At 47.5% G+C, this 20027-nt stretch carries 18 protein-coding genes; 1 reads left to right on the top strand and 17 read right to left on the bottom strand.

All coding sequences use genetic code 11. The features are described from left to right. Positions 1 to 149: 149 nt before the first annotated feature. From ACXAJH_RS15265 to ACXAJH_RS15255, 3 genes are all read right to left on the bottom strand, one after another. Entirely contained in the window at positions 150 to 500 is a 351-nt protein-coding gene (locus ACXAJH_RS15265) for a hypothetical protein (protein WP_474967733.1), read from the bottom strand. Positions 501 to 505: 5 nt separating this feature from the next. Further along, positions 506 to 925 (bottom strand): ATP-binding protein, encoded by a 420-nt coding sequence (locus tag ACXAJH_RS15260; protein WP_474994499.1) that lies wholly within the window; start codon positions 923 to 925, stop codon positions 506 to 508. A gap of 154 nt (positions 926 to 1079) precedes the next feature. After that, positions 1080 to 2150 carry an undecaprenyldiphospho-muramoylpentapeptide beta-N-acetylglucosaminyltransferase gene (locus ACXAJH_RS15255; RefSeq protein WP_474994498.1) on the bottom strand — a complete coding sequence of 357 codons (1071 nt, stop codon included), beginning with the start codon at positions 2148 to 2150 and terminating at the stop codon, positions 1080 to 1082. Positions 2151 to 2251: 101 nt separating this feature from the next. On the opposite strand from ACXAJH_RS15255, the gene ACXAJH_RS15250 reads away from it, so the two are divergent. Continuing rightward, entirely contained in the window at positions 2252 to 3601 is a 1350-nt protein-coding gene (locus ACXAJH_RS15250) for an MATE family efflux transporter (protein ID WP_474994497.1), read from the top strand. Between the two features lie 262 nt (positions 3602 to 3863). Here ACXAJH_RS15250 and ACXAJH_RS15245 read toward each other — a convergent pair whose 3' ends face one another. The 14 genes from ACXAJH_RS15245 to proC all read right to left on the bottom strand — a co-directional run bounded on the left by ACXAJH_RS15245 (position 3864) and on the right by proC (position 19870). Next, the gene (locus tag ACXAJH_RS15245; protein WP_474967729.1) at positions 3864 to 5297 is read right to left on the bottom strand and encodes an aldehyde dehydrogenase family protein; all 1434 of its coding nucleotides are present in this window, start codon (positions 5295 to 5297) and stop codon (positions 3864 to 3866) included. A gap of 111 nt (positions 5298 to 5408) precedes the next feature. After that, positions 5409 to 5888 (bottom strand): site-2 protease family protein, encoded by a 480-nt coding sequence (locus tag ACXAJH_RS15240; RefSeq protein WP_474967728.1) that lies wholly within the window; start codon positions 5886 to 5888, stop codon positions 5409 to 5411. 244 nt (positions 5889 to 6132) lie between these two features. Continuing rightward, complete coding sequence (locus ACXAJH_RS15235; protein WP_474967727.1) at positions 6133 to 7320, bottom strand: NupC/NupG family nucleoside CNT transporter; 1188 nt, start codon at positions 7318 to 7320, stop codon at positions 6133 to 6135. 217 nt (positions 7321 to 7537) lie between these two features. After that, positions 7538 to 8530, bottom strand: a complete 993-nt coding sequence (locus tag ACXAJH_RS15230; RefSeq protein ID WP_474994496.1) for a FecCD family ABC transporter permease — start codon at positions 8528 to 8530, stop codon at positions 7538 to 7540. After that, the gene (locus ACXAJH_RS15225) at positions 8527 to 9531 is read right to left on the bottom strand and encodes a FecCD family ABC transporter permease (protein ID WP_474967725.1); all 1005 of its coding nucleotides are present in this window, start codon (positions 9529 to 9531) and stop codon (positions 8527 to 8529) included. Before ACXAJH_RS15225 ends, ACXAJH_RS15230 begins: the two co-directional genes overlap by 4 nt. A gap of 64 nt (positions 9532 to 9595) precedes the next feature. Further along, positions 9596 to 10552: an ABC transporter substrate-binding protein gene (locus ACXAJH_RS15220; protein WP_474994495.1), complete on the bottom strand. Its 957-nt coding sequence runs from the start codon at positions 10550 to 10552 to the stop codon at positions 9596 to 9598. Between the two features lie 579 nt (positions 10553 to 11131). Continuing rightward, positions 11132 to 11605, bottom strand: coding sequence for a hypothetical protein (locus ACXAJH_RS15215; RefSeq protein WP_474994494.1), 474 nt, complete (start codon positions 11603 to 11605; stop codon positions 11132 to 11134). A 94-nt stretch (positions 11606 to 11699) separates the two neighbouring features. Then, positions 11700 to 12812, bottom strand: a complete 1113-nt coding sequence (locus ACXAJH_RS15210) for a Ger(x)C family spore germination protein (RefSeq protein WP_474994493.1) — start codon at positions 12810 to 12812, stop codon at positions 11700 to 11702. A 1-nt stretch (position 12813) separates the two neighbouring features. Continuing rightward, positions 12814 to 13974, bottom strand: a complete 1161-nt coding sequence (locus tag ACXAJH_RS15205; RefSeq protein ID WP_474967721.1) for a GerAB/ArcD/ProY family transporter — start codon at positions 13972 to 13974, stop codon at positions 12814 to 12816. Then, a complete protein-coding gene (locus ACXAJH_RS15200; RefSeq protein WP_474967720.1) occupies positions 13901 to 15487 on the bottom strand; it encodes a spore germination protein in 1587 nt (528 codons plus the stop codon). Before ACXAJH_RS15200 ends, ACXAJH_RS15205 begins: the two co-directional genes overlap by 74 nt. 99 nt (positions 15488 to 15586) lie before the next feature. Beyond that, the gene (locus ACXAJH_RS15195; protein ID WP_474994492.1) at positions 15587 to 16879 is read right to left on the bottom strand and encodes an NCS2 family permease; all 1293 of its coding nucleotides are present in this window, start codon (positions 16877 to 16879) and stop codon (positions 15587 to 15589) included. Between the two features lie 129 nt (positions 16880 to 17008). Next, on the bottom strand, positions 17009 to 18496 hold the full coding sequence (locus ACXAJH_RS15190; protein WP_474967718.1) for a PH domain-containing protein: 1488 nt from the start codon (positions 18494 to 18496) through the stop codon (positions 17009 to 17011). Continuing rightward, a complete protein-coding gene (locus tag ACXAJH_RS15185) occupies positions 18486 to 18965 on the bottom strand; it encodes a PH domain-containing protein (protein WP_474967717.1) in 480 nt (159 codons plus the stop codon). The genes ACXAJH_RS15190 and ACXAJH_RS15185 overlap by 11 nt, the downstream gene beginning before the upstream one ends. Positions 18966 to 19054: 89 nt before the next feature. Further along, positions 19055 to 19870 (bottom strand): pyrroline-5-carboxylate reductase, encoded by an 816-nt coding sequence (gene proC, locus ACXAJH_RS15180; protein ID WP_474967716.1) that lies wholly within the window; start codon positions 19868 to 19870, stop codon positions 19055 to 19057. Positions 19871 to 20027: the final 157 nt, after the last annotated feature.

Here is a 20027-nt window from a genome sequence, read left to right as displayed (position 1 = left end):
GCTGCGAACAACAAATCTAAAAACAGAGAAAACCAACATATCACACCCTTTTTGGAAGCGCAACCAAATCTAATGTGAAGCTTCCAGCAGCATGAAAAAAGCTTGTAGAGAAAGTTCTCTACAAGCTCTGGATGCAGGCATCCTGTTGGTTATCTCTGCTTTTCGGGTGCGAGCTTAGGAAGCGGCCGCTCAAAAATCATATAAGACAGCAGCCGGAGGAAAAGGGGATACAAAGCAATGATTCCGATGATATCCCCGATGCCGCCCAGAAGATCGGTACCCAGGAGACCCACAGCCAGAATCAGCATGACAAGGATATTGACCGATCCCGTCAAACCATTCACCGGCTTCCAGACGCCCGCAACGGTCCGGGTGTCCTGTTCAAGTTTCTCAAAACATCGATAATGATAGGGACGCAGGCGGAACCAGCTGGATGCCGTCACCAGCTCATCCCGGTCCTTGATTTCTTTATAACAGTAGCGGCACATATTGGATTTCACGGTATCTACTCCTGAAGATAATTTTTCATCAGCAAACATTCGTTGCCTTTATCATTATACCTCAGACAGTCCATAACTCGAAGGATGAGCATAATGCCCCTGCCGTTTTCATCCAGATCCTCCACTTTCGGAAACCAATGCCTCACATCGCTCGACAATTGATAAGGCCGCCAGTCAAAACCTTCGCCCTGGTCGTAAACCCGGACGACGAGACGGTGCTTTAGAAAGTTCACCTTCAGCAGGATCGGGTAATCTCTGTTCTGCCCGTGTCCGTGCTCCCAGGCATTCCATACCGCCTCAGAAATACTGGCGTCGACGAGCAGTTGATCACTCCCGAAGTACTTGGCTAAATAGGGGTGGTATTTTTTCCGGATCGTCCTTATTTCTCTTGGGTGTCTGATCTGCGCTTCAAGAGACGTCTTCATGATTCAACCTCTCCTCTGCTGAATGAGTAAAGAATGACTAATGCGGTGATGGGTCTACAATTACCTATTCCCTTTTATGTCTTCCTATAAAAGGTTTAAGTGGTTTTTTCATAAAAATGGAAGAAAAAACTTCTTTACTCGTTCATTTCAAGAATCACTTTTCAAACGCCTGAATGAGTCGTATAACCCTTTCTTTCGTCTGTTCACTCTTATAATCCTGCATACTTTCCAATATTTGTTGTTTATTCTGCATCAACATCTGAAGATCCGTCGTAAAACGGTCGCCGGTCATTTCTTCTTCCTCCAGCTTCATCGCATAGCCCTGCTTGACAAAGGAATCGGCATTCAGGATTTGATCACCCCGGCTGGCTTTTCGCGACAACGGAATAAGAAGCATCGGTTTTTTCAAGGCTAGAAATTCAAAGATGGCGTTGGACCCGGCCCTGGAAACGATAAAGTCCGTGGCCGCAAATAAATCCTTCAACTCGTCCTGGACATATTCAAACTGGGCATATCCCGGTCTTTTCAAGGAGTCATCCTTGTTTCCACGTCCACAAATATGAATGATCTGTACGTTCTGCAGCAGCTGATCGAGGTTGGAGCGGACCGCATCATTGATGACCTTGGAGCCCATGCTTCCTCCCATGACCATCACGACAGGCTTCTGTTTATGAAAGCTGCACATGGAAAGACCTTTGGATCGACTGCCCTGGAAAAGCTCTTCCCTGACAACGGCTCCAATAAATTCACCTTTATCTTCCGGAAGGTGCGTCATCGTTTCCGGGAATGTAGACAGAATCTTTTTCGCAAACGGGAAAGAAAGCTTGTTCGCAAGACCCGGCGTGTAGTCGGATTCATGGATGAGCGTGGGAACGCCCTTTAATCTTGCAGCCATCACGACCGGAACCGAAACAAACCCGCCTTTTGAAAAGACAACGCCTGGTTTTCTCTTACGGATGATAGACAGTGCCTGCATCAGACCCTTGGCTACTTTAAAGGGATCCTTGAAATTCTCCTTCGACATATATCTCCGGAGCTTTCCTGTGGAGATGCCGTGGTAGGTCACCCCTTCCAGCGGTTCAATCAACTGCTTTTCAATTCCTTCATAGGAACCGATATAATCAACGGTATATCCCTGCTTTTGAAATTCCGGGATAAGAGCGAGGTTCACAATGACGTGACCTGCCGTTCCTCCGCCTGTAAATAAAATGCGCTTATCGTTCATGATTGGATTAACGTCCTTTCTAAGATCTTTCTTCTATGGATAAATGTGCTATAATCCTCATATTCCTCTAAATTGCATTGTAACAGAAAAGGGAGATCACCATGTATGAAACTCACACAATAAAAGAGAAAATCAAACTATTTCTAATCATTTTGTTTCCTATTTTAATCACCCAGCTCGGCATGTACGCCATGAACTTCTTTGACACCGTCATGTCCGGCAGAGCAGGACCAGATCAGCTCGCTGGTGTTGCGATCGGCTCAAGCATCTGGGTACCCGTATTCACAGGTCTGAACGGGATATTGATGGCGATTTCCCCGATTGTCGCTCAATTAAAAGGCGCCGGGAGGGAAAAAGAGATACCTTTTTCCGTCAAACAAGGGGTCTATCTGGCTGTCCTGCTGGCCGTACTCGTAGCGGGGACCGGGTGGTTCCTGCTGGATCCCATCTTGTCCCTCATAAATATCGAACCTGAAGTTGCCCGCGTGGCCCGTTATTATTTAGTCGCCCTTGGAACAGGTATCGTGCCATTATTCGTCTTTAATATCCTTCGTTCCTTTGTCGATGCTCTCGGACTGACGAGACTTTCCATGATGGTCATTCTACTGACCCTCCCACTCAATCTCTTATTCAACTATGTGTTGATATTTGGGAAATGGGGCGCTCCTGCTCTTGGAGGTGTAGGGGCGGGGGCCGCTTCGTCTCTGACGTACTGGGTGTCTTTACTTATCCTCGTCCTGATCATCCACCGGGTAAGACCATTGAGGCGCTATGAGATTTTCAAGGCATGGAAACGGCCATCGCTGCGTGAATGGAAAGATCAGCTGAAAATCGGTGTTCCCATCGGGTTCGCGATTTTCTTTGAAACGAGCATTTTTGCTGCGGTGACCTTCTTCATGACGGTATATGACACCAATACGATCGCTGCGCACCAGGCAGCGATCAACTTCGCTTCGTTTCTGTACATGGTACCGCTCAGCATTGCCTTCACTTTGACGATCGTCGTCGGATTTGAATCAGGGGCGGGACGTTACAAGGAAGCCCGCACCTATTCCTACCTTGGCATCGGACTCGCTGTATGTATGAGCGTCATTGCCGGCCTCATCCTATACGTATTCGATGACAGTGTAGCAAGGTTATACAGCTCTGATGAAGCTGTCGTGGAATTAACAAAAACCTTTATTATTTATGCGGTATTTTTCCAGCTGTCTGATGGATTCGGCGCCCCGCTTCAAGGCATCCTCCGTGGATATAAGGATGTGAATATTACATTGGTGATGGCCTTCGTTTCCTACTGGGGAATCGGGCTTCCGAGTGGATGGCTGCTGGCCAATTATACAGCTTTCGGCCCCTACGGCTACTGGCTGAGTCTGACCATCGGTTTAACAGCCGGAGCAGCAGCCCTGTTTATCCGGATGGTCCTGCTGCAGAGAAAACAGCTTCGTAAATAAATAGAGCCTCCTGTAAACGAACAGGAGGCTCAAGATATTGAAGGAATACTATACTCGTGCGAACCGTCACATCCAGCTTTTCGGTGGATGCTTCCCGTGACTTCCCTGAATGATAACCAGCGAAGAAGTTTTTTCTTTTTCACCAAGAATGATGTGAAAAATGGATTCTAACACAGCCATTCTAACTTAACGAAAAACGATTCCTTCAAATGATCCTTGTTTGACAAAAGTCGTGTAGAATCGCTTTTAATATTCAGGCGTCTTAGTATGATTTTAAGTTCATAACCACGAGACGTTCTTCTGTCATATCCTCCATCGCATACTTCGGACCTTCCTTGCCGGATCCGCTGTCCTTCACACCGCCATAAGGCATCAGATCCACGCGGTATTGAGAAGAATCATTAATCATGAATCCTCCAACCTCCACGTTTCTGGCCGCATAGAAAGCCGTGTCTACATTCTGGGTGAAGATTCCTCCCTGCAGACCATAGCTTGACGTGTTGACGTCTTCGATACAGGCTTTTATGTCAGAGAACGTTTGAATGGTGACTACTGGGGCGAAGATTTCTTCACAAACCACCTTCATATCGCCGGTCACGTTGGTAAGGATGGTCGGTTTCAGAAGAGCACCTTCGCGTTCCCCTCCATAAACCACTTCCGCTCCTGCTTCCTTCGCTTCCTGGATCCACTGACCGGCACGCTCGGCTTCATCCTCACTGATCATCGGACCTACGTCCGTTTCCGGATCATTCGGATCGCCGACCTTCAGAGATTCAATCGCCTGGATGAACTTGTCCTGAAAAGCGTCTTTCACATCATCGTGAACATAAATCCGCTGCACCGAGATGCACACCTGTCCGGCGAAGGCAAAGCTTTTAGCGGCAATATTTTCCGCTGCTGCCTCTACGTCCGCTTCTTTATCAACGATTACAGGCGAATTGTTACCAAGTTCGAGCACCAGTTTGTTCAATCCTGTGTTCTGCTTCAGCTTCAAGCCTACTTCTGCGCTTCCTGTAAACGTATAGAGGTTGATGCGGGAGTCCTGCATCATCTGATTACCGACCGTTGATCCCGAACCTACAACGACGTTGAGCAGCCCTTTCGGAAGTCCCGCCTGTTCAAACAAACCAGCCAGTTTCAGAGCGGAAATCGGCGTTTTACTCGCCGGTTTTAATACCACTGCATTCCCTGCGGCAATAGCAGGGGCAATTTTGTGAGCGACGAGGTTGATCGGAAAATTGAATGGACTGATGGCACCAACGACGCCGACTGGAACTTTAATCGTAAAGGCCATGCGGTTTTCCGATCCAGGTGCTGCTTCAACCGGGACCCCTTCCCCATGTATGCGTTTCGCTTCTTCAGCGGAAAGTTCAAACGTCTGGGTCGCACGATCGATTTCTGAGCGCGCCTGCTTCAACGGCTTTCCAGCTTCGTGGGTAATCGTCGCGGCTAAGTCTTCCTTATTTTCCTGCAGAAGTTCACTGACCCGCTTCAGCACTTGATAACGTTCGTAAGGGGAAAGCTGGTTATTCCGGTACGCAACGGATGCAGCCTCAACAGCTTGATCGACCTCTTTTTCAGAAGCTTTAGCCACATGTGCATAGGTTTCCTGTGTATATTTATTAAGGACTTCCTGTGTTTCACCGGTTTTGATCCATTCCCCATTTATGAACAGTTGATAGGTTTCCACGGTCATCTCTCCCTTATCTTAAATGTCTATACCTGTTTATTTCCTCAATAAAATATCCGTAAACGTCTCCTTGAAGAAACTGGAGGTTCTATGATGGGGCAGACATGACAGGTTCCGTTAATCAATCGGGTCTTTCGCCTTTCCATAACGGAGGACATCGTAAACGGCCATGCCATCACTCGGTTTACCATTATCATTGCGGTAAGGGAATAAAGAGAAAAATATGAAGTAGATGGAGAAATAAGCATACTGGTAAAAAAACAACGTGGAAGGCAGGACATCAATGGTGATGAAGTAATTGATGAGCAGAATAACCATCAAATTGAAACCACTGCCGGCCAGGTAGATGACGACATGCGCCCACGTTTTGTTGTAGGTCAGAGAGTCATACTGGCACCAGCCTTCCATGAAGTATTTCTTTTTCACTTCCAGAGGTCCAATGTGAAAGAGCGTCTCTCCTGTGCCGAGACAGAATTTTATCTTTCCCCCAAATAATCGTGCTGTCCATACGTGCCCGGCTTCATGAATAAGGGTAACCAGCGGCAGAATCAGAAAAAAGTTTACGAAAAACATCGGAAGATCACTGAGCGTAAACATGGATGCGTCCTTCCTTTCTATAGGGTTGAGTCATGTCCAATTAAAAAGACACAGCTCAACATAACACACAAACAAAAAATATCCTAATATAATTCAAATGCACTTTGTACGTTCTTTTACCTTAATAACAATATTCCCCTATAACACCCGATCCCATGATCGATTGATTCGTGAAACGACCGCCGGCGGTTTTAATGATAAAAAAAAGCCTGAATGGAAGCATCCATTCAGACTTTTTATACGATTACAAGAAAAGACCGGCAATTGTTGCAGAAAGCATAGATCCAAGCGTCGCCCCGATCAAAAGCTTCAAACCGAAGCCTGATACGCGGCCGCCTTTTTCCGGATCGATTCCCTGGACGGTACCAGCAATGATTCCGATGGAGGAGAAATTGGCGAAACTTGTAAGGAAGACCGTCACGATACCAGCGGTTTTCGCAGATACACCATCAAGCATAGATTGGAATTCAAGCATGGCTACGAATTCGTTGGTCACGATTTTCGTTCCCATAATCGCTCCGGCATCCAGAACCTCTGCTGCAGGAATACCCATCAACAGGCCGATTGGGGCAATGATATATCCAAGCAGCTGCTGCAATGTAAATCCGCTGAACAACGCCCCGAACATTGCGTTAACCAATTCAAGGGAGGCAATGAAGGCAATCAGCATAGCGGCAACGATCAAGGCGATTTTACCGCCGTCAAGGGCACCGTTACCCATAGCTTCGAAGAAACTCTTTGCATTGGAAACATCCTGGATGTCTACTTTATCTTCTTCCTTGGACACTCGGACAGGTGCAATCAAGGAAGCGACAATCAAAGCACTAAACATGTTTAACGGCAGTGCAACAAGGATATATTCATCTGGGAGCATATTCAGATAAGCTCCTACGATTGAAGCCGACACAGAACCCATCGCAGACGCACTGACAATATAAAGACGGTTGTCATTCAGATTGTGGAACTGTGATTTAATCGCAATCAACGCTTCAGACTGACCGAAGAAAATACTGTTGACCGCGTTGAATGATTCGACCTTCGGAAGACCGGTAATTTTGGAAAGTCCCCAGCCGAGATACTTAATAATAAACGGAAGTATCTTCAAATACGTAAGAACAGACAAAATAGTAGCGAAGAAAATAATAAGAAGCAGTACGTTAAAGAAGAACACGCCGCCTTCTCCAACCTCTACACCACCAAGCACAAAGTTCACACCTTCTGTACCAAAGGCGATAAGCTTGTTAAAGCCCCAGGAAATACCGGTGATGATCGCCTCACCGATTTTGGTATTGAACATGAACCACGTAATCAGCAGCTGAACAGCGAGCATGATTCCAATGCCCTTAAAATTGATGTTTTTGCGGTCATTGGACATTAGAAAAGCGATTCCAATAATGACGGCAACTGCAAGAATTCCTAATAGAATATCCATGAAAAGTCCTCCCCCTCTATTTTTGACAAAAAAGCTGAAATGAAAATGCTTACATCTAGTAATTCCACTATGGATTTTATCAGGTTGTCAGACGTCATGCAAGGTTTATTTGTATGAAATATAATACATTTCTGCTATTATTGTCGTTCTGTTGTGTAATATGTCGCATATTCTTAAAATTTATCCCTTCTATCAAAAAAAGTAAATAAACCATTTTTTAGGATTTTTGTATTTTTCTTAACAAAAATAGAAAATAAGGGGCTCCTATAACAGCTGTAAATATCCCGGCTGGGACCTCTGTAGGAGGAAACAATCCCCTCCCCAGACTGTCTGCCGTCACAAGAAGAAGGGCTCCCGTTAAGGCGGAGGCCGGAAGCAGATACACATGCCTGTTCCCAACCATCTGCCTGGCAATATGAGGAGCAATCAACCCGACAAAACCAAGGGTTCCGACTACAGCCACAGACGCCCCTGCCAGAACAACAGCCAGAGCAAGAAGAGACAGTCTCGCTTTTTGGACCGGTTCCCCCAACCCTTCAGCTACATCATCGCCTAAGTTCAGGACATCCAGCTTCCTGGACAACAGCCATGCAGCAGGCGCGCCGATCAGAATAAACGGAACGAGCATCTGGACGTCCGTCCAATCCTTCCCCCACACGCTGCCCGTAAGCCAGACGAGCGCTGCGTTCGTTTCCAAAGGGAATTTGATGGTAAGAAATTGAATGCCTGCCTGACACACCGCCCCGAGAGCAATCCCGATTAAAGCAAGGGTTGCCGGCTGGACACCCCGCCTGAAAGCAAATACATACAGACCAAGCATCACGAGGGCGGCTCCTGAAAATGCCGCGGCCGGAAGCGCCAGTACCGGCAGGCCCGGGTACAACAGAATTACAGCGGCAGCGGCCAGTCCTGCGCCTTTCGTAATTCCGATTACATCAGGCGAGGCAAGCGGATTTCTGATGACACCTTGAAGAATGGCCCCGGATAACCCGAGCCCTGTTCCGGCTAACAAGCCGACCACAATACGTGGGAGACGGAAGTTTTCAATAATATAAGCCTGCCCTGCCGCATCTTCTCCAATGATATATTCAAAGATACCAGCCGGGCCGATAAATACGGCTCCTGCCCCTATGGATAGATACGTCACCCCTATCAATAGGAATAACAGCATCCCGAGCCATCTTTTTGGTGTTCGAATCAACGGCTTCATCCGTTACGACCTCCTCTGCCGGCGAGATATAAAAAGAACGGAGCACCTATGAGTGCGGTAACGATCCCCACCGGTGCCTCCCCTGGATAGGAAATAAATCGGGAGAGCACGTCTGCAGACGTCAGCAGTACGGCTCCATAAAGCGCAGATACAGGCAGCAGGATTCGGTAATCAGGACCAAGAAGTTTGCGGATAATATTCGGAATGATCAATCCAATAAATCCGATTGGACCAGCTACAGCTACGGATATACCTGCAAGGACAACGACCAGGAGAGCCGCTCCTCCCCGGATCCACCCGATTTTCTGCCCAAGCCCTTGAGCCACATCATCACCAAGACCGAGTGTCGTCAGCGGTTTGCCAAGTAGACCTGCCCCCGCTAAGCCGGCAGCGGCCCAGGGAAGAAGCAGGTTTACATCTGTCCACGTCCGTCCGTCAATCCCTCCGGCAAGCCAGAATAATACATCTTCTGTCGATGTTTCATGAAACAAAACAATGCCCTCAATCATGGATGAAAGCAGAAGGTGGATGGTAATGCCGGATAAAGCGAGCTTTACAGGAGTCATTCCTCCTCCTGTGGAAGCCATATAATACACAGCAGCGCCGCCGGCTGCCGCCCCTAAAAATGCGCCGTAAACAAGCGTCCCAGCTCCTAATCCCGGAAAAAGGACGACGCCAATCACGACCATCAGGGACGCCCCGGCGTTTACTCCGAAGACCTGCGGAGACGCCAGCGGATTATTAGTAATCGCCTGCATGATGGCTCCTGCAGCAGCGAGACACATCCCGATCACAATGCCCGTCACGGCACGCGGCAGACGGATGGTGTCTATGATGGAAGAGGCTTTACTGCCATCAGGGGAAAACAGGAGGCTCAATACCTCTGAAAATGAGATCGCATAAGCTCCAATACTTAAACTGGCCGTAAAACTGGCCAGCAGCAAAAAGATTCCCACTACGATGACCGTTCCTGTTTTAAAACGGTGTAAGGTTTGATTCACACAACATCCTCCTCTCTCCTGCATCCTTACATAAAAAAAGCGGAGGCATCCCTCCGCTTTTTACTTACTGACCCTCATAAAGATACTGAACGGCATCTTCTAAAATTTTCTCTGAAGAAATCAATCCACGGAAACGTGACCACATGTTGCGATCCACTTCATGGACTTCTCCATTTTTCACAGCGGATATATCCTGGTACAAGTCGCTGCCTTCCCATTCCGTAACAACCGTTTGATCTCCTGAGGACATATGGAACATGACGTCAGGGTCAAACTCTACAAGCTGTTCCAGGTTGATTTTGTTGTAGCGGTCATCGCCGCTTTGGATTGCATTCTTCAAACCGATCGACTCAAGGAGTGAACCGGTGTAGGACTCCATATTGTGAGCAAAGTAGCCGCTGTCCGCAACTACCGCCGGCAGAACAGTCCGGTCTTCGTCCTCAGGCACCTGGCTGCGCAGTTCCTCCATCTTTTCTTTATGGTCTGCCAGCACTTCTTCTCCTTTATCTTCCATACCCATAGCGGTCGATACTGTTTGGAAGCTGTCGATGATGCCATCGTAATCGGCGGCCAGTGAAGGAAGAATGATCGTTGGAGCAATCTCAGACAATTGATCGTAAATATCCTTATGCCGCTGCATGTCCGCAATGATCAAGTCCGGCTGAAGTGAACTGATCACTTCAAGAGAAGGCTGCTTCCGCGTACCGACAGACGTATAGTCATCGATTTTCCCGCGGATCGGTTCTATGATCCGCTCCTCATCATTATCGTCGGCAATTCCGACAGGTGATACACCGAGAGACGCCAGATTATCAACAAAAGAAAACTCCAGCGCAACGACTTTTTCAGGCTGACCGCTGATTTCCGTCTTTCCCATTTCATGTTCAATCACCCGTGTTTCCTGCCCACTGGAGTCTTCCCCATTTGAGCTTTCCTGCTGCTCTCCTTCATCCTCACTGCCACACGCGGCAAGCAGAAGTACAAGGAAGAGGAGCGCTATGTAACTCCAATATTTTTTCATAATAATCCTCCCACAAATGATAATCGTTATCATAAACTTATTCTATCATAATAAGAATACACCACCATGTAAAGGACAGGCATTGGAGAAGGCACACGGGCACCTCCTCCAATGCCTGTCCTATTTAGTAATGAACACCTGCGTCCAGGAATAGCCGTAACTTCCACCCTCTGCATAACCCACGCCGTTCTGGGTCAATAGGGGTCCGGAATGTTCTTCCTATGACCGGCGCTTTCCATCGATGATTTCCGGATTGTTGAATTGAGGGCTGCCATTGATAATTTCCGAAAGACCGATTTTGTACTTCCGCGAGATTTTCCAAAGGGTATCTCCACGTTTAACCGTTTACGTATCCGTCTGGGCATAAATGATTTCAGTACTCATTGAGAACAGCAGTACGATCAGCAGAACAGCTGTACCGATCCATTTTTTCATACGATCATTCCCTCCTGTTTTATCGTTGTAGTCTGGGGTAAGAAAGGGAATTCATGTATGAAAAGGAAAGCAAAAAAACACCTGCCGTTGGTCAGGCGGCAGGTGCACATGTATTATACCATAGGGGAGGTATAAACCAATTTATTAATGAAACGAGTGAGCCACTTCAACCAGGTGCTGACGTGTCACACTCTGTTCATTCGTTTCATCACGAACGGCAGCCATGCGGTACACAAGCAGATAAGAGATGCCGTTCTTTGTCCATGAAAGCTTCTGGGCAAACCGGTTGTTCACATACGCGGCTTTCCCCTTGCCTGGAATTTCCAGCATCACCGGATCCATCATTGGAAACGAAGGATTGCCGGGGAAAACTTGGAGCGTTAACACATCATTCTGCGCGGAAAGAAAAGTGATTTCATTTTCTTCCGTTATCATGCTGGCAGACTGGAAAGGAATAAAGCGTGGAAGCTCAGGCTGAAATTTCAAAGACTGAGCGAATCCGGAAGCCTCTTCCCTGTCATACGCATAATATCCACTTGGCAGGTCCGTCGGCATGCAGGAGCTGAGAACGATTCCGGCGCACATGAGTAAAACGAATGTTCCTTTTGTGACTGGCAAACGGACTTCCTCCAAAAATAGTTCTACTCTACAGACGACACTCACCTCAAAAAGGTTTCATGAAAAAGAAAAATCTCTAAAAATTCTTCTGATTCTAATTCATTATGCCATGCTCAATGATTTTGATGTCAAAGTGAGGGACGATTTCGATCTTAGGAAATTCCTCACTCCACTCCACCTTCTTCCAATAATCAGGATGATAGGCTTTCACTCGTCGTCCAATGCCGAATACGTCGCTGTTGGCCTCTTGAAGCGTAGTGAGAATCTTCTCGGACTCTTTTGTGAGCACGTCGGTGAGCTCCTTCTCCAGCATTTTGATTTTCCCTTTCACGTAAAGGTGATCGGAAGGATATTCCACTACTTTCAACTGCAGATTCAAATAAATATCAGCCTTGACTGCGTCGTCGACGGTCAGTTTCATGTCCCTTTTCATCTTATTCACTTCAACGGTCACATAACTGGTAATCTCATCATTTTCCCCGGAAACCTTCTCGGTTAAGCGGGCAATTTTCCCCCTTTTCCCCTGAAGCAGCATATAGAGCGTAGACTGCTCCGCTGAAATTTTTTCTCCTGTGTACGTTCTTTCATGGAACAACCCCATACCACTGAAGTTGATCGCTCCATTTTGCTCATCCAGCTGAATGAGCGGTACTGAAAAATCAATGCCTGGTTCAATCAGCTCCGCACATAACAACTGTAGATTTTCCCCCGTCGTATGCGTAGAAGAGGCCGCTGTTTCCAGCATCCCCCCGAGATATTCACTGATTCTCGTTTCTCCAGTCGCCCTCAGCCGGGTAATCTCTTCTGCTGTCCCTTTCTCTACAACAGCCATATAAGCATTCAAGTTACTTTTCGGATCCCTGTACATATCATCCAGGACTGGAAATATTCCTTCCTTGGCCAGCTCCTCTCCAAAAACGATCACCCTTACCTTGGAAGGATCGAAGTTATCGGAGATCATCATATCAATTTTATCTCTGGCTTCCCTCGGTGTATGGGCTTCTGTAGAAAGAACATTGATGAATTCCTGCCCCGGACCTTCCGAACTGCGTGTAACAGTAGGGATGGAAACCGTCTGCTTGATGGCTTGCTCCTCCCCCACATCAAATCCCATTGACAGAACAAGGCTGATGTTTTTGAACTGACGCTCATCCCAGCAGCCTGTCAAAATAATTAATGCAGCAAGAATCAATACAGCCTTTCTCATATCACCTTTCCTCCATGAAACGTTGTTTTCTTAAGTAGGACAGTGGCAGCATGATCAAGGGGACCGACAGAGAAAAAATATAGCCAAGATAGAGAACGATTTGATCGAGCTGATTGGTCTTGTCCATGTCATATCCGACATAGAGCGTTAAAGCAAGCACGATTACACTGACAAGGATGGATGCTGTCGTTTTCGTACAGATTGGACAGAGGTGACTCACTCCAAGACTGGCCATATACAAGTACGTGCCGAAAGTCGTAGCCACGTTCACCACCCATATCGAAATGAAAAACAAGTCCAGTCTCGCTATAATCGGAAGTTCAAATGCCTTCAGCATATACAAAATAGGCTCTGGTACCAGAGTGATTTCCTTTGTGCTGAAGTACGTAAAGCTGACAAATACGATAATGAAATAGAAAAAAAACACAAAACAGTGGGCATACAGCATGACTCTCAGTTTCTGTTTATGAGTACCCATAACCTTGGAATAGATGAACAGCGACACGATGTATCCTAGAAAAGAAAAAAGCGCTTCGTTTACACCCTTCAAAACTCTCCCCCAGCCATTCTCAAGCATCGGGAAAAGGTATACGATATTCATCTCTTTCGCCGAGTAGATAATCACTCCGAATAGAATAAGAATGAGAACAGAAACCATCGTGTAAACCCTACCCATGACAAGGAGTCCGCCGGAAATCAAATAGCAGCAGACCACAATCATAAGAAAAGCTATGATCCACAGCGGCGTACTGGGAAGCACCCAAAGACTGATCATCCTTCCATACAGGATGATAATCAAGGTCCCTACGCTGACAAAATAGAGGACATAACCGAGAGTTAACGCCCTTCCTCCCCATTTGAAGAAGATTTTTTCGCTAATCTGAAACAAAGAGTCATCCGGGAAATTTTTTACTGTCCCCCAGATGGCCAGCAGAACCAAAGGAAGGATCGACGCTCCAATGAGCAGAGAGATCCACCCATCCTGCCTGGCGGCACTGTGCAGTTCAAATGGCACACTTAGCACACCTACACCAATCTGGGTTTGGATAATGATAAAGAAAAACTGGCGTCTGGAAATTTTATGATCATCAATCGGATTGTTTTTGTGAAGAGGCTTCTGCCCCATCCGGCTTCTGGTTTGGTTTTGATCCTTGCTGGTCACTGAGCTTCCACTTCCTCACTGGATTCAATGCGTCAGGCTTAACCGCATGTGAGTCTTTCGGCCTTGTTTTCATCATGAACATCGGAAGACGGACAAACGTATCCTTAAGATCCACAAAACTGAGCGGTGCTACGGGAGCCAGGTACGGGACACCGAAAGACTGCAGCTTTGTCAAATGGATGATAATAATGAGCATTCCAAACACAATCCCGACAAAGCCCATCGTCCCGGCAAGGATAATTAACGGAAATGTAAGGAGACGGAGCGCCGTACTCAATTCATTCGAGGGCACCACAAAGGAAGAAATTGCCGTCAACGCAACAACAATAACCATCAAGTTGGAAACGAGCCCTGCCCGGACCACCGCATCGCCAATCACGAGACCTCCTACAATACCAATCGTCTGCCCAACCGGGGCCGGCAGCCGCACACCAGCCTCCCGGATCAATTCGATGATCACGACCATGACCAGCGCTTCGATAATTGGGGGATAGGCAATTTCATTGATGGAAGCCTTGATAGGAATGATCAATTCATCCGGAATGACCTCAAAGTGGAAGCCGACAATGGCGATATAAAACGCTGGAAGACCGACGGCTACTATAAAACTGAAAAGACGGACAAGGCGGATGAATGTTCCGGTAAACCAACGCATGTTGTAATCATCAGAAGCCTGATAAAACGTAAAAAACGTTGATGGCGCAATAAGCGTGGTCGGGGTGCCCTCTGCCATGATCGCCACACGGCCTTCCATTAAGTTGGCGACCACCCTGTCCGGTCTTTCGGTATGCAGCATCTGTGGAAATGGCGTATTCGTTTGATCCTCGATGTATTCTTCGATCAGCCCGGGACTGTGCACCATATCCGTATCAATAGAGCTGATCCTTCTTTCCACCTCCTGAACCAAGGTAGGATCTGCGATGCCGTCCATATAAAGGATGGCGACATTTGTATTGGTATAGGAGCCAATCTTGATGTATTTCACGGTTAAGTTCCGATTTTCGATCCTTTTTCGAATCAGGTTGATGTTCACCATGATATTTTCGATGAATCCGTCGTGCGCCCCACGAATGACCCGCTCGTTCTGCGGCTCTTCCGGTGTCCGATTAAAGGAGGACGTCACATCAAAAAGATGAACCTTATTAGAGCCATCCTCCATATAAGCCGCCTGACCGCCCAGCAGGTTCGTAATCACTTCCTCAAGATCCTCTGCAATACGGGCATTCCTCAACTTGGAAATTTCATCGATATGACCTTTTTCAACAGGAGCAAAGATCTTTTCAAACACCTTTTCCTGTTCTGCCAGTGATTCGAAATACAGTAAAGCGGCATTCCCTTCATTTAGAACACGGATTTTCAAATCATTGGACTTATGGAAATTACTTAAGAGATATTCCACATTCTCGGATAATTTTTTAGAACTTGGCTGCTTTTGACTATTATGGTCGTGCGCCAAATCCCTGTCCTGGAGTTTTTTATGATCTCCAAAGAACAGCCGTTTCAAGAAACCCATGGGCATCACCTGTCCTTAATCTTCCAAACGGAAAGGAAAATATACCCGAAAGAACATAAAAAAACCTGCGTGCCTTTTTAAGGGCACGCAGGTTCAGGATCAATGGCCGGGGAAGAAGGCCATCTGCATTATGAAGATGATCGCAAACATGTAAAGCATCCAGTGGACTTGCTTTCCTTTACCGACGACCAGTTTCAAAATCGGATACGTAATGAATCCGAAAGCAATCCCTGTTGCAATACTTGAGGTAAGCGGCATGGTGAGGATGATGATGAAAGCCGGGAAAGCATCATCAAAGGACCCCCAGTTGACTTTTGCCAGCCCCTCCATCATAAAGCAGCCGACGATGATCAACACAGGAGCGGTAATCGCAGGAAGGCCGGAAACCGCCCCTACGACAGGTGCAAAGAACATCGAGAGAAGGAACAGGCCGGCGACAACCATGGTCGTCAATCCTGTTCGTCCTCCTGCCGCTACACCAGAAGAAGATTCAATGTATGCGGATGAAGGACTCGTTCCGAACACAGCGCCGACCGTCGTAGCAGAAGCATCTGCCATTAAAGCCGCGCGGGCTCTCGGAAGACTTCCGTCCTTGCGGATGAATCCGGCCTGCTCGGCCACACCGATCATCGTCCCTGTCGTATCAAAAATAGTCACGAGTAAAAATGCAAAAATCACAGTATAAAGGCCGTTGCTGAACACCGCTCCAATATCCATATCCCAGAAAACCGGAGCTGGTGGTGTATCAACAAAACCATTCAGTTCAAGCTGACCGGTGAAAAATCCAACAAGGCCGGTAATGAACATGCCGATAAATAATCCGCCGGTGACGTTCCTTGCAATCAAGCCGAGCGTAACCATAAGACCAAAGACGGTCAGCAGTACCCCTGGAGATGTCATGTCTCCAAGAGTGACAAGCGTTGTATCACTCTCAACAATAATGCCGGACATGCGAAGTCCAAGAAACGCAATGAACAGACCGATTCCGGATGTTATGCCATATTTCAAGGATGGCGGAATGGCCATAATCAACGTTTTACGAAGACTTGTTAAACTTAAGATAACGAAAAGAATACCAGCAACAAAAACGGATCCGAAGATGACCGAATAGCTGACATCCTGCTGGACCACTTCTGTAACAAAATAGGCGTTCAATCCCATCCCGGGGGCGATGGCAATCGGGTAGTTGGCTGCAAAGGACATAATCAGCGTCCCTGTGACAGCAGCGATGATCGTCGCCATAAACACCTGGCCGAACGGAACACCTGCTCCGGATAGAATCGCAGGGTTTACAACGACAATGTAGACCATCGTCAGAAAGGTCGTAATGCCGGCAAGTATTTCAGTTTTTATAGTGGTTTGGTTTTCATCCAAACGAAATAATTTATTCATCAATGTTAACACCAATCTTTCACTTAAGAATAGGACGTCTCTTATAGTAATAGTAAAGCGAACAAAAATCAACTGTAATTTATTAATGTTCGTGTTTTTATTGTAAACAGAAAAAAACCAGCGGAAAAATTACTTTTCCACTGGTTTTTGATTGGCCACAGCGTCTATATACCAGTCCAGCACCGAATCGGTTTCTTTTTCCTCCAGGTAGTAGCAGCGCGCCACAGCTCCACCTCCACCAGAGGTGAGTGTCACCTGAATCGTAGAAAGACCGGCACGCTTCTGCAGCAGTGTCTGCTTCTTGGATGCGGCCTGGATACGGAATCGCTTCATCAAGTAGGTCTGCTTGATAATATTCCTTGACCGCAGGCTCAACTGGGTACCATGGATGGCCCACCCCGCATCTTTATAGGCAAGCAGGCCGAAACCCGCAAGCCCCAGGACAGCTGGAACAGCCAGCAACCCGTAAGGATAAAAGTATATGCTGACCGGAACGGCGGCCGCCACCCCGAGCCATGACTGCCGGATCATGTAACGGTATTTCGATCTGGCTGGTGGCTGCTTGAAATCACCAACAACCTGATAATCTTCGAGAATCATCTGGAGAACTCCTTCGATTTCCTTTTTCCGGATCATCGGAAGCAGTTTCAACTGATGCTCATCGTTCTGCAGTACGGAACCACCGGCACTGATGATCGTGACCGATGCATACCCCAGGGGCTGGCGGATCAGGTTCTCATCAATCCGCACCCCTTGAATCCGGTTAAGCGGGATAGTCATCTGCTTTTTCTCCAGCCATCCCCGGGTAATGATCAGATCCTCTTCCTCCAGGTAGACAGAGAAATAGGCATAGCGCATGATCGTAAGGAGGATCGATATCCCATAAGCGATCAAAAGAACAAAGAGGACAGTAACAGCCACCATCAATACACCGACCTGAATCCAGTCCAACAGTTCTTCATAAATGGCCCCGACAGGAAGAATGTCCATGAACTGGGAAAAGAACACGGCCACACCGGAAATGACCACCCCCGCCCCTCCGGAAGTGACGGCCATAAGGACAAGATCCTTCATGGTCATGCCGAACACTTTCTGTCTTGGCGGTTCCACCGGTTGTTCCCCGGTATCTTCCTCCACGCTTTCTTCTTCCTGGGCCGCCCGCTTCTGCTGAAAAATGAGCGTTTCAAGCTCTTTGGCTTCTTCGCGGGTAATGGCTGTCAATTCAGCCTCCGCTCCTTGTGTACCGGTCGCCCCCGCCGTTTCCACAGAAATTTTTACTAATTTCAACGGGCGGTGGAAAATTCCTTCCGAAAAATCAAGGCTTTGAATCCTCTCCACAGGAATGTAGCGTTTCTTCCTGAAAATCAACCCATATTCAATACGCAGTTCTCCATCTTCCATCCAATAAGAAAACCGCAGCCAGCGGATGACTCCTGAACCAAGCACGATTACCAGCAGACCTCCCCAAATGGCGAGCGGCACCCAGTTCCATTCTCCACTGAACGGGCTGCCGTTAATAAAAATAACGACAATCAATGGAAAAGCCGCATCTTTCAGGGTTTTAACGAAATTGATCAATGCAGAAATAGGGTGGAGCTTCCGCGGTTCAAACATCATCCTCAGCCACCCTTGCCAGAGAGGAAATCGACTGGCGCAGACGCTCCGCCTCGTCTTCATCGAGCGCTGGTATTTTATGTATCGTCGCCGCTGTCGATATGCTGATGGTGGAAAGTCGGAATTTCCGTAGCAGCGGTCCCTGCTCCGTATCTACGTGCTGAACCCGGACCATCGGTACCAGTGTGCGGGTAATGATGAAAATGCCGTGCTGCAGATCGATGTTCTGCTCACTGACTTCATAGCGCCAGCGTTTCCATCTCAGCCCTGGCACCAGCCAGATGAACAGAACGGCATCCAGAACGACCAGCCCTCCTCCTCCAGCCGCCAACCACCACGGCCATTCCCAGAGGAACACCGTAACGGTTAAAGCCGTTGTTATGAGTAATAGAATGAAGCTGTGTATGACGCCGTATATGCGCCATAGCGTTAAAGCCCGCTTAGAAATACGTTGAGCCGGCTGATTATTCATACGTCCACCTCCTGTACTATCTGTACGGATATGCGAGCCCATTCGTTTCAAACAAACAGAAAGCCCGGCATCCGGGGCCCGGCTTTCTGTTATTTTCTCCCTTGGGATAAGGCTTTTGACTTTTCTGTCGTAGCCGTCATCCCTTGAATAATGGCCTTCCTGAACCCAGCTTCCTCCAGCTTGGTTACACCGGAAATCGTCGTGCCTCCGGGCGTGCAGACGGCATCCTTCAATTCTGCCGGATGTCTGCCTGTTTCCTTGACCATCTTCGCAGCCCCCTCGACCGTCTGGGCAACCATTTTATAAGCCTTGTCCCTCGGAAAGCCCTGCTGGACAGCGGCATCCGCCATCGCTTCAATCAGCATGTATACAAAAGCCGGGGAAGAACCACTGACCGCCGGCACAGCATCCATGAGTTTCTCTTCAATGACTTCCGCTTCCCCAAAGCTTTCATACAGCTCGAGCACTTCGGCCAGATCTTCCTGTGTCACAAAAGCATTGGGACAGAGCGCACTCATACCTGCACCAACCAGCGATGGGGTGTTCGGCATGGATCGGATGACTTTGACATTTTTATCAAAAGCCTCTTCCATCGATTGAAGCGTAATACCGGCTGCAACCGTAATGACCACCGTATCCTCGGAAACCTCTTCACGGATTTCCTCAATCACACCTCTGTACACATATGGCTTCACGGCCAGAAACAGCAGGTCGCTTTCTCCTGCCAGTTTCTTATTATCATTGGAAATATGTATGCCGTACTCATCGGCCACAAAATCGATCGTTTCATCAGACAAAGCGGTCGCAGCGATATCCCCCGGTTCCACGACCCCTGCATCAATCATGCCCTGAATCATGGCCTGGCCCATCTGACCGCAGCCGATAAAACCTATACGTTTCTTCACCGTACATCCCTCCTTGGTGATTCTTATTGTATAGGAACTTTGTCGAACACACAATTGCTTCCCGCTTTCACTAATATTTTCTAGTAAAATGATCACGTTTTTATTAGAAAAGGTTTACAAATCAGCATTTGTTACCTATAATAAAGACTGTATTCTT

The organism is Halobacillus sp. ABD4_316 (assembly GCF_056161385.1).
The sequence above is the reverse complement of the archived record's forward strand: the minus strand, read 5'-3'. Positions and strand labels throughout refer to the sequence as shown.

Bases quoted from the DNA above. Each gene is read 5' to 3' on its own strand.
- ACXAJH_RS15260 (WP_474994499.1), bottom strand. From the start codon at position 925: ATGAAGACGTCTCTTGAAGCGCAGATCAGACACCCAAGAGAAATAAGG.
- ACXAJH_RS15255 (WP_474994498.1), bottom strand. From the start codon at position 2,150: ATGAACGATAAGCGCATTTTATTTACAGGCGGAGGAACGGCAGGTCAC.
- ACXAJH_RS15250 (WP_474994497.1), top strand. From the start codon at position 2,252: ATGTATGAAACTCACACAATAAAAGAGAAAATCAAACTATTTCTAATC.
- ACXAJH_RS15245 (WP_474967729.1), bottom strand. From the start codon at position 5,297: ATGACCGTGGAAACCTATCAACTGTTCATAAATGGGGAATGGATCAAA.
- ACXAJH_RS15240 (WP_474967728.1), bottom strand. From the start codon at position 5,888: ATGTTTACGCTCAGTGATCTTCCGATGTTTTTCGTAAACTTTTTTCTG.
- ACXAJH_RS15235 (WP_474967727.1), bottom strand. From the start codon at position 7,320: ATGGATATTCTATTAGGAATTCTTGCAGTTGCCGTCATTATTGGAATC.
- ACXAJH_RS15230 (WP_474994496.1), bottom strand. From the start codon at position 8,530: ATGAAGCCGTTGATTCGAACACCAAAAAGATGGCTCGGGATGCTGTTA.
- ACXAJH_RS15220 (WP_474994495.1), bottom strand. From the start codon at position 10,552: ATGAAAAAATATTGGAGTTACATAGCGCTCCTCTTCCTTGTACTTCTG.
- ACXAJH_RS15210 (WP_474994493.1), bottom strand. From the start codon at position 12,812: ATGAGAAAGGCTGTATTGATTCTTGCTGCATTAATTATTTTGACAGGC.
- ACXAJH_RS15200 (WP_474967720.1), bottom strand. From the start codon at position 15,487: ATGGGTTTCTTGAAACGGCTGTTCTTTGGAGATCATAAAAAACTCCAG.
- ACXAJH_RS15195 (WP_474994492.1), bottom strand. From the start codon at position 16,879: ATGAATAAATTATTTCGTTTGGATGAAAACCAAACCACTATAAAAACT.
- ACXAJH_RS15190 (WP_474967718.1), bottom strand. From the start codon at position 18,496: ATGATGTTTGAACCGCGGAAGCTCCACCCTATTTCTGCATTGATCAAT.
- ACXAJH_RS15185 (WP_474967717.1), bottom strand. From the start codon at position 18,965: ATGAATAATCAGCCGGCTCAACGTATTTCTAAGCGGGCTTTAACGCTA.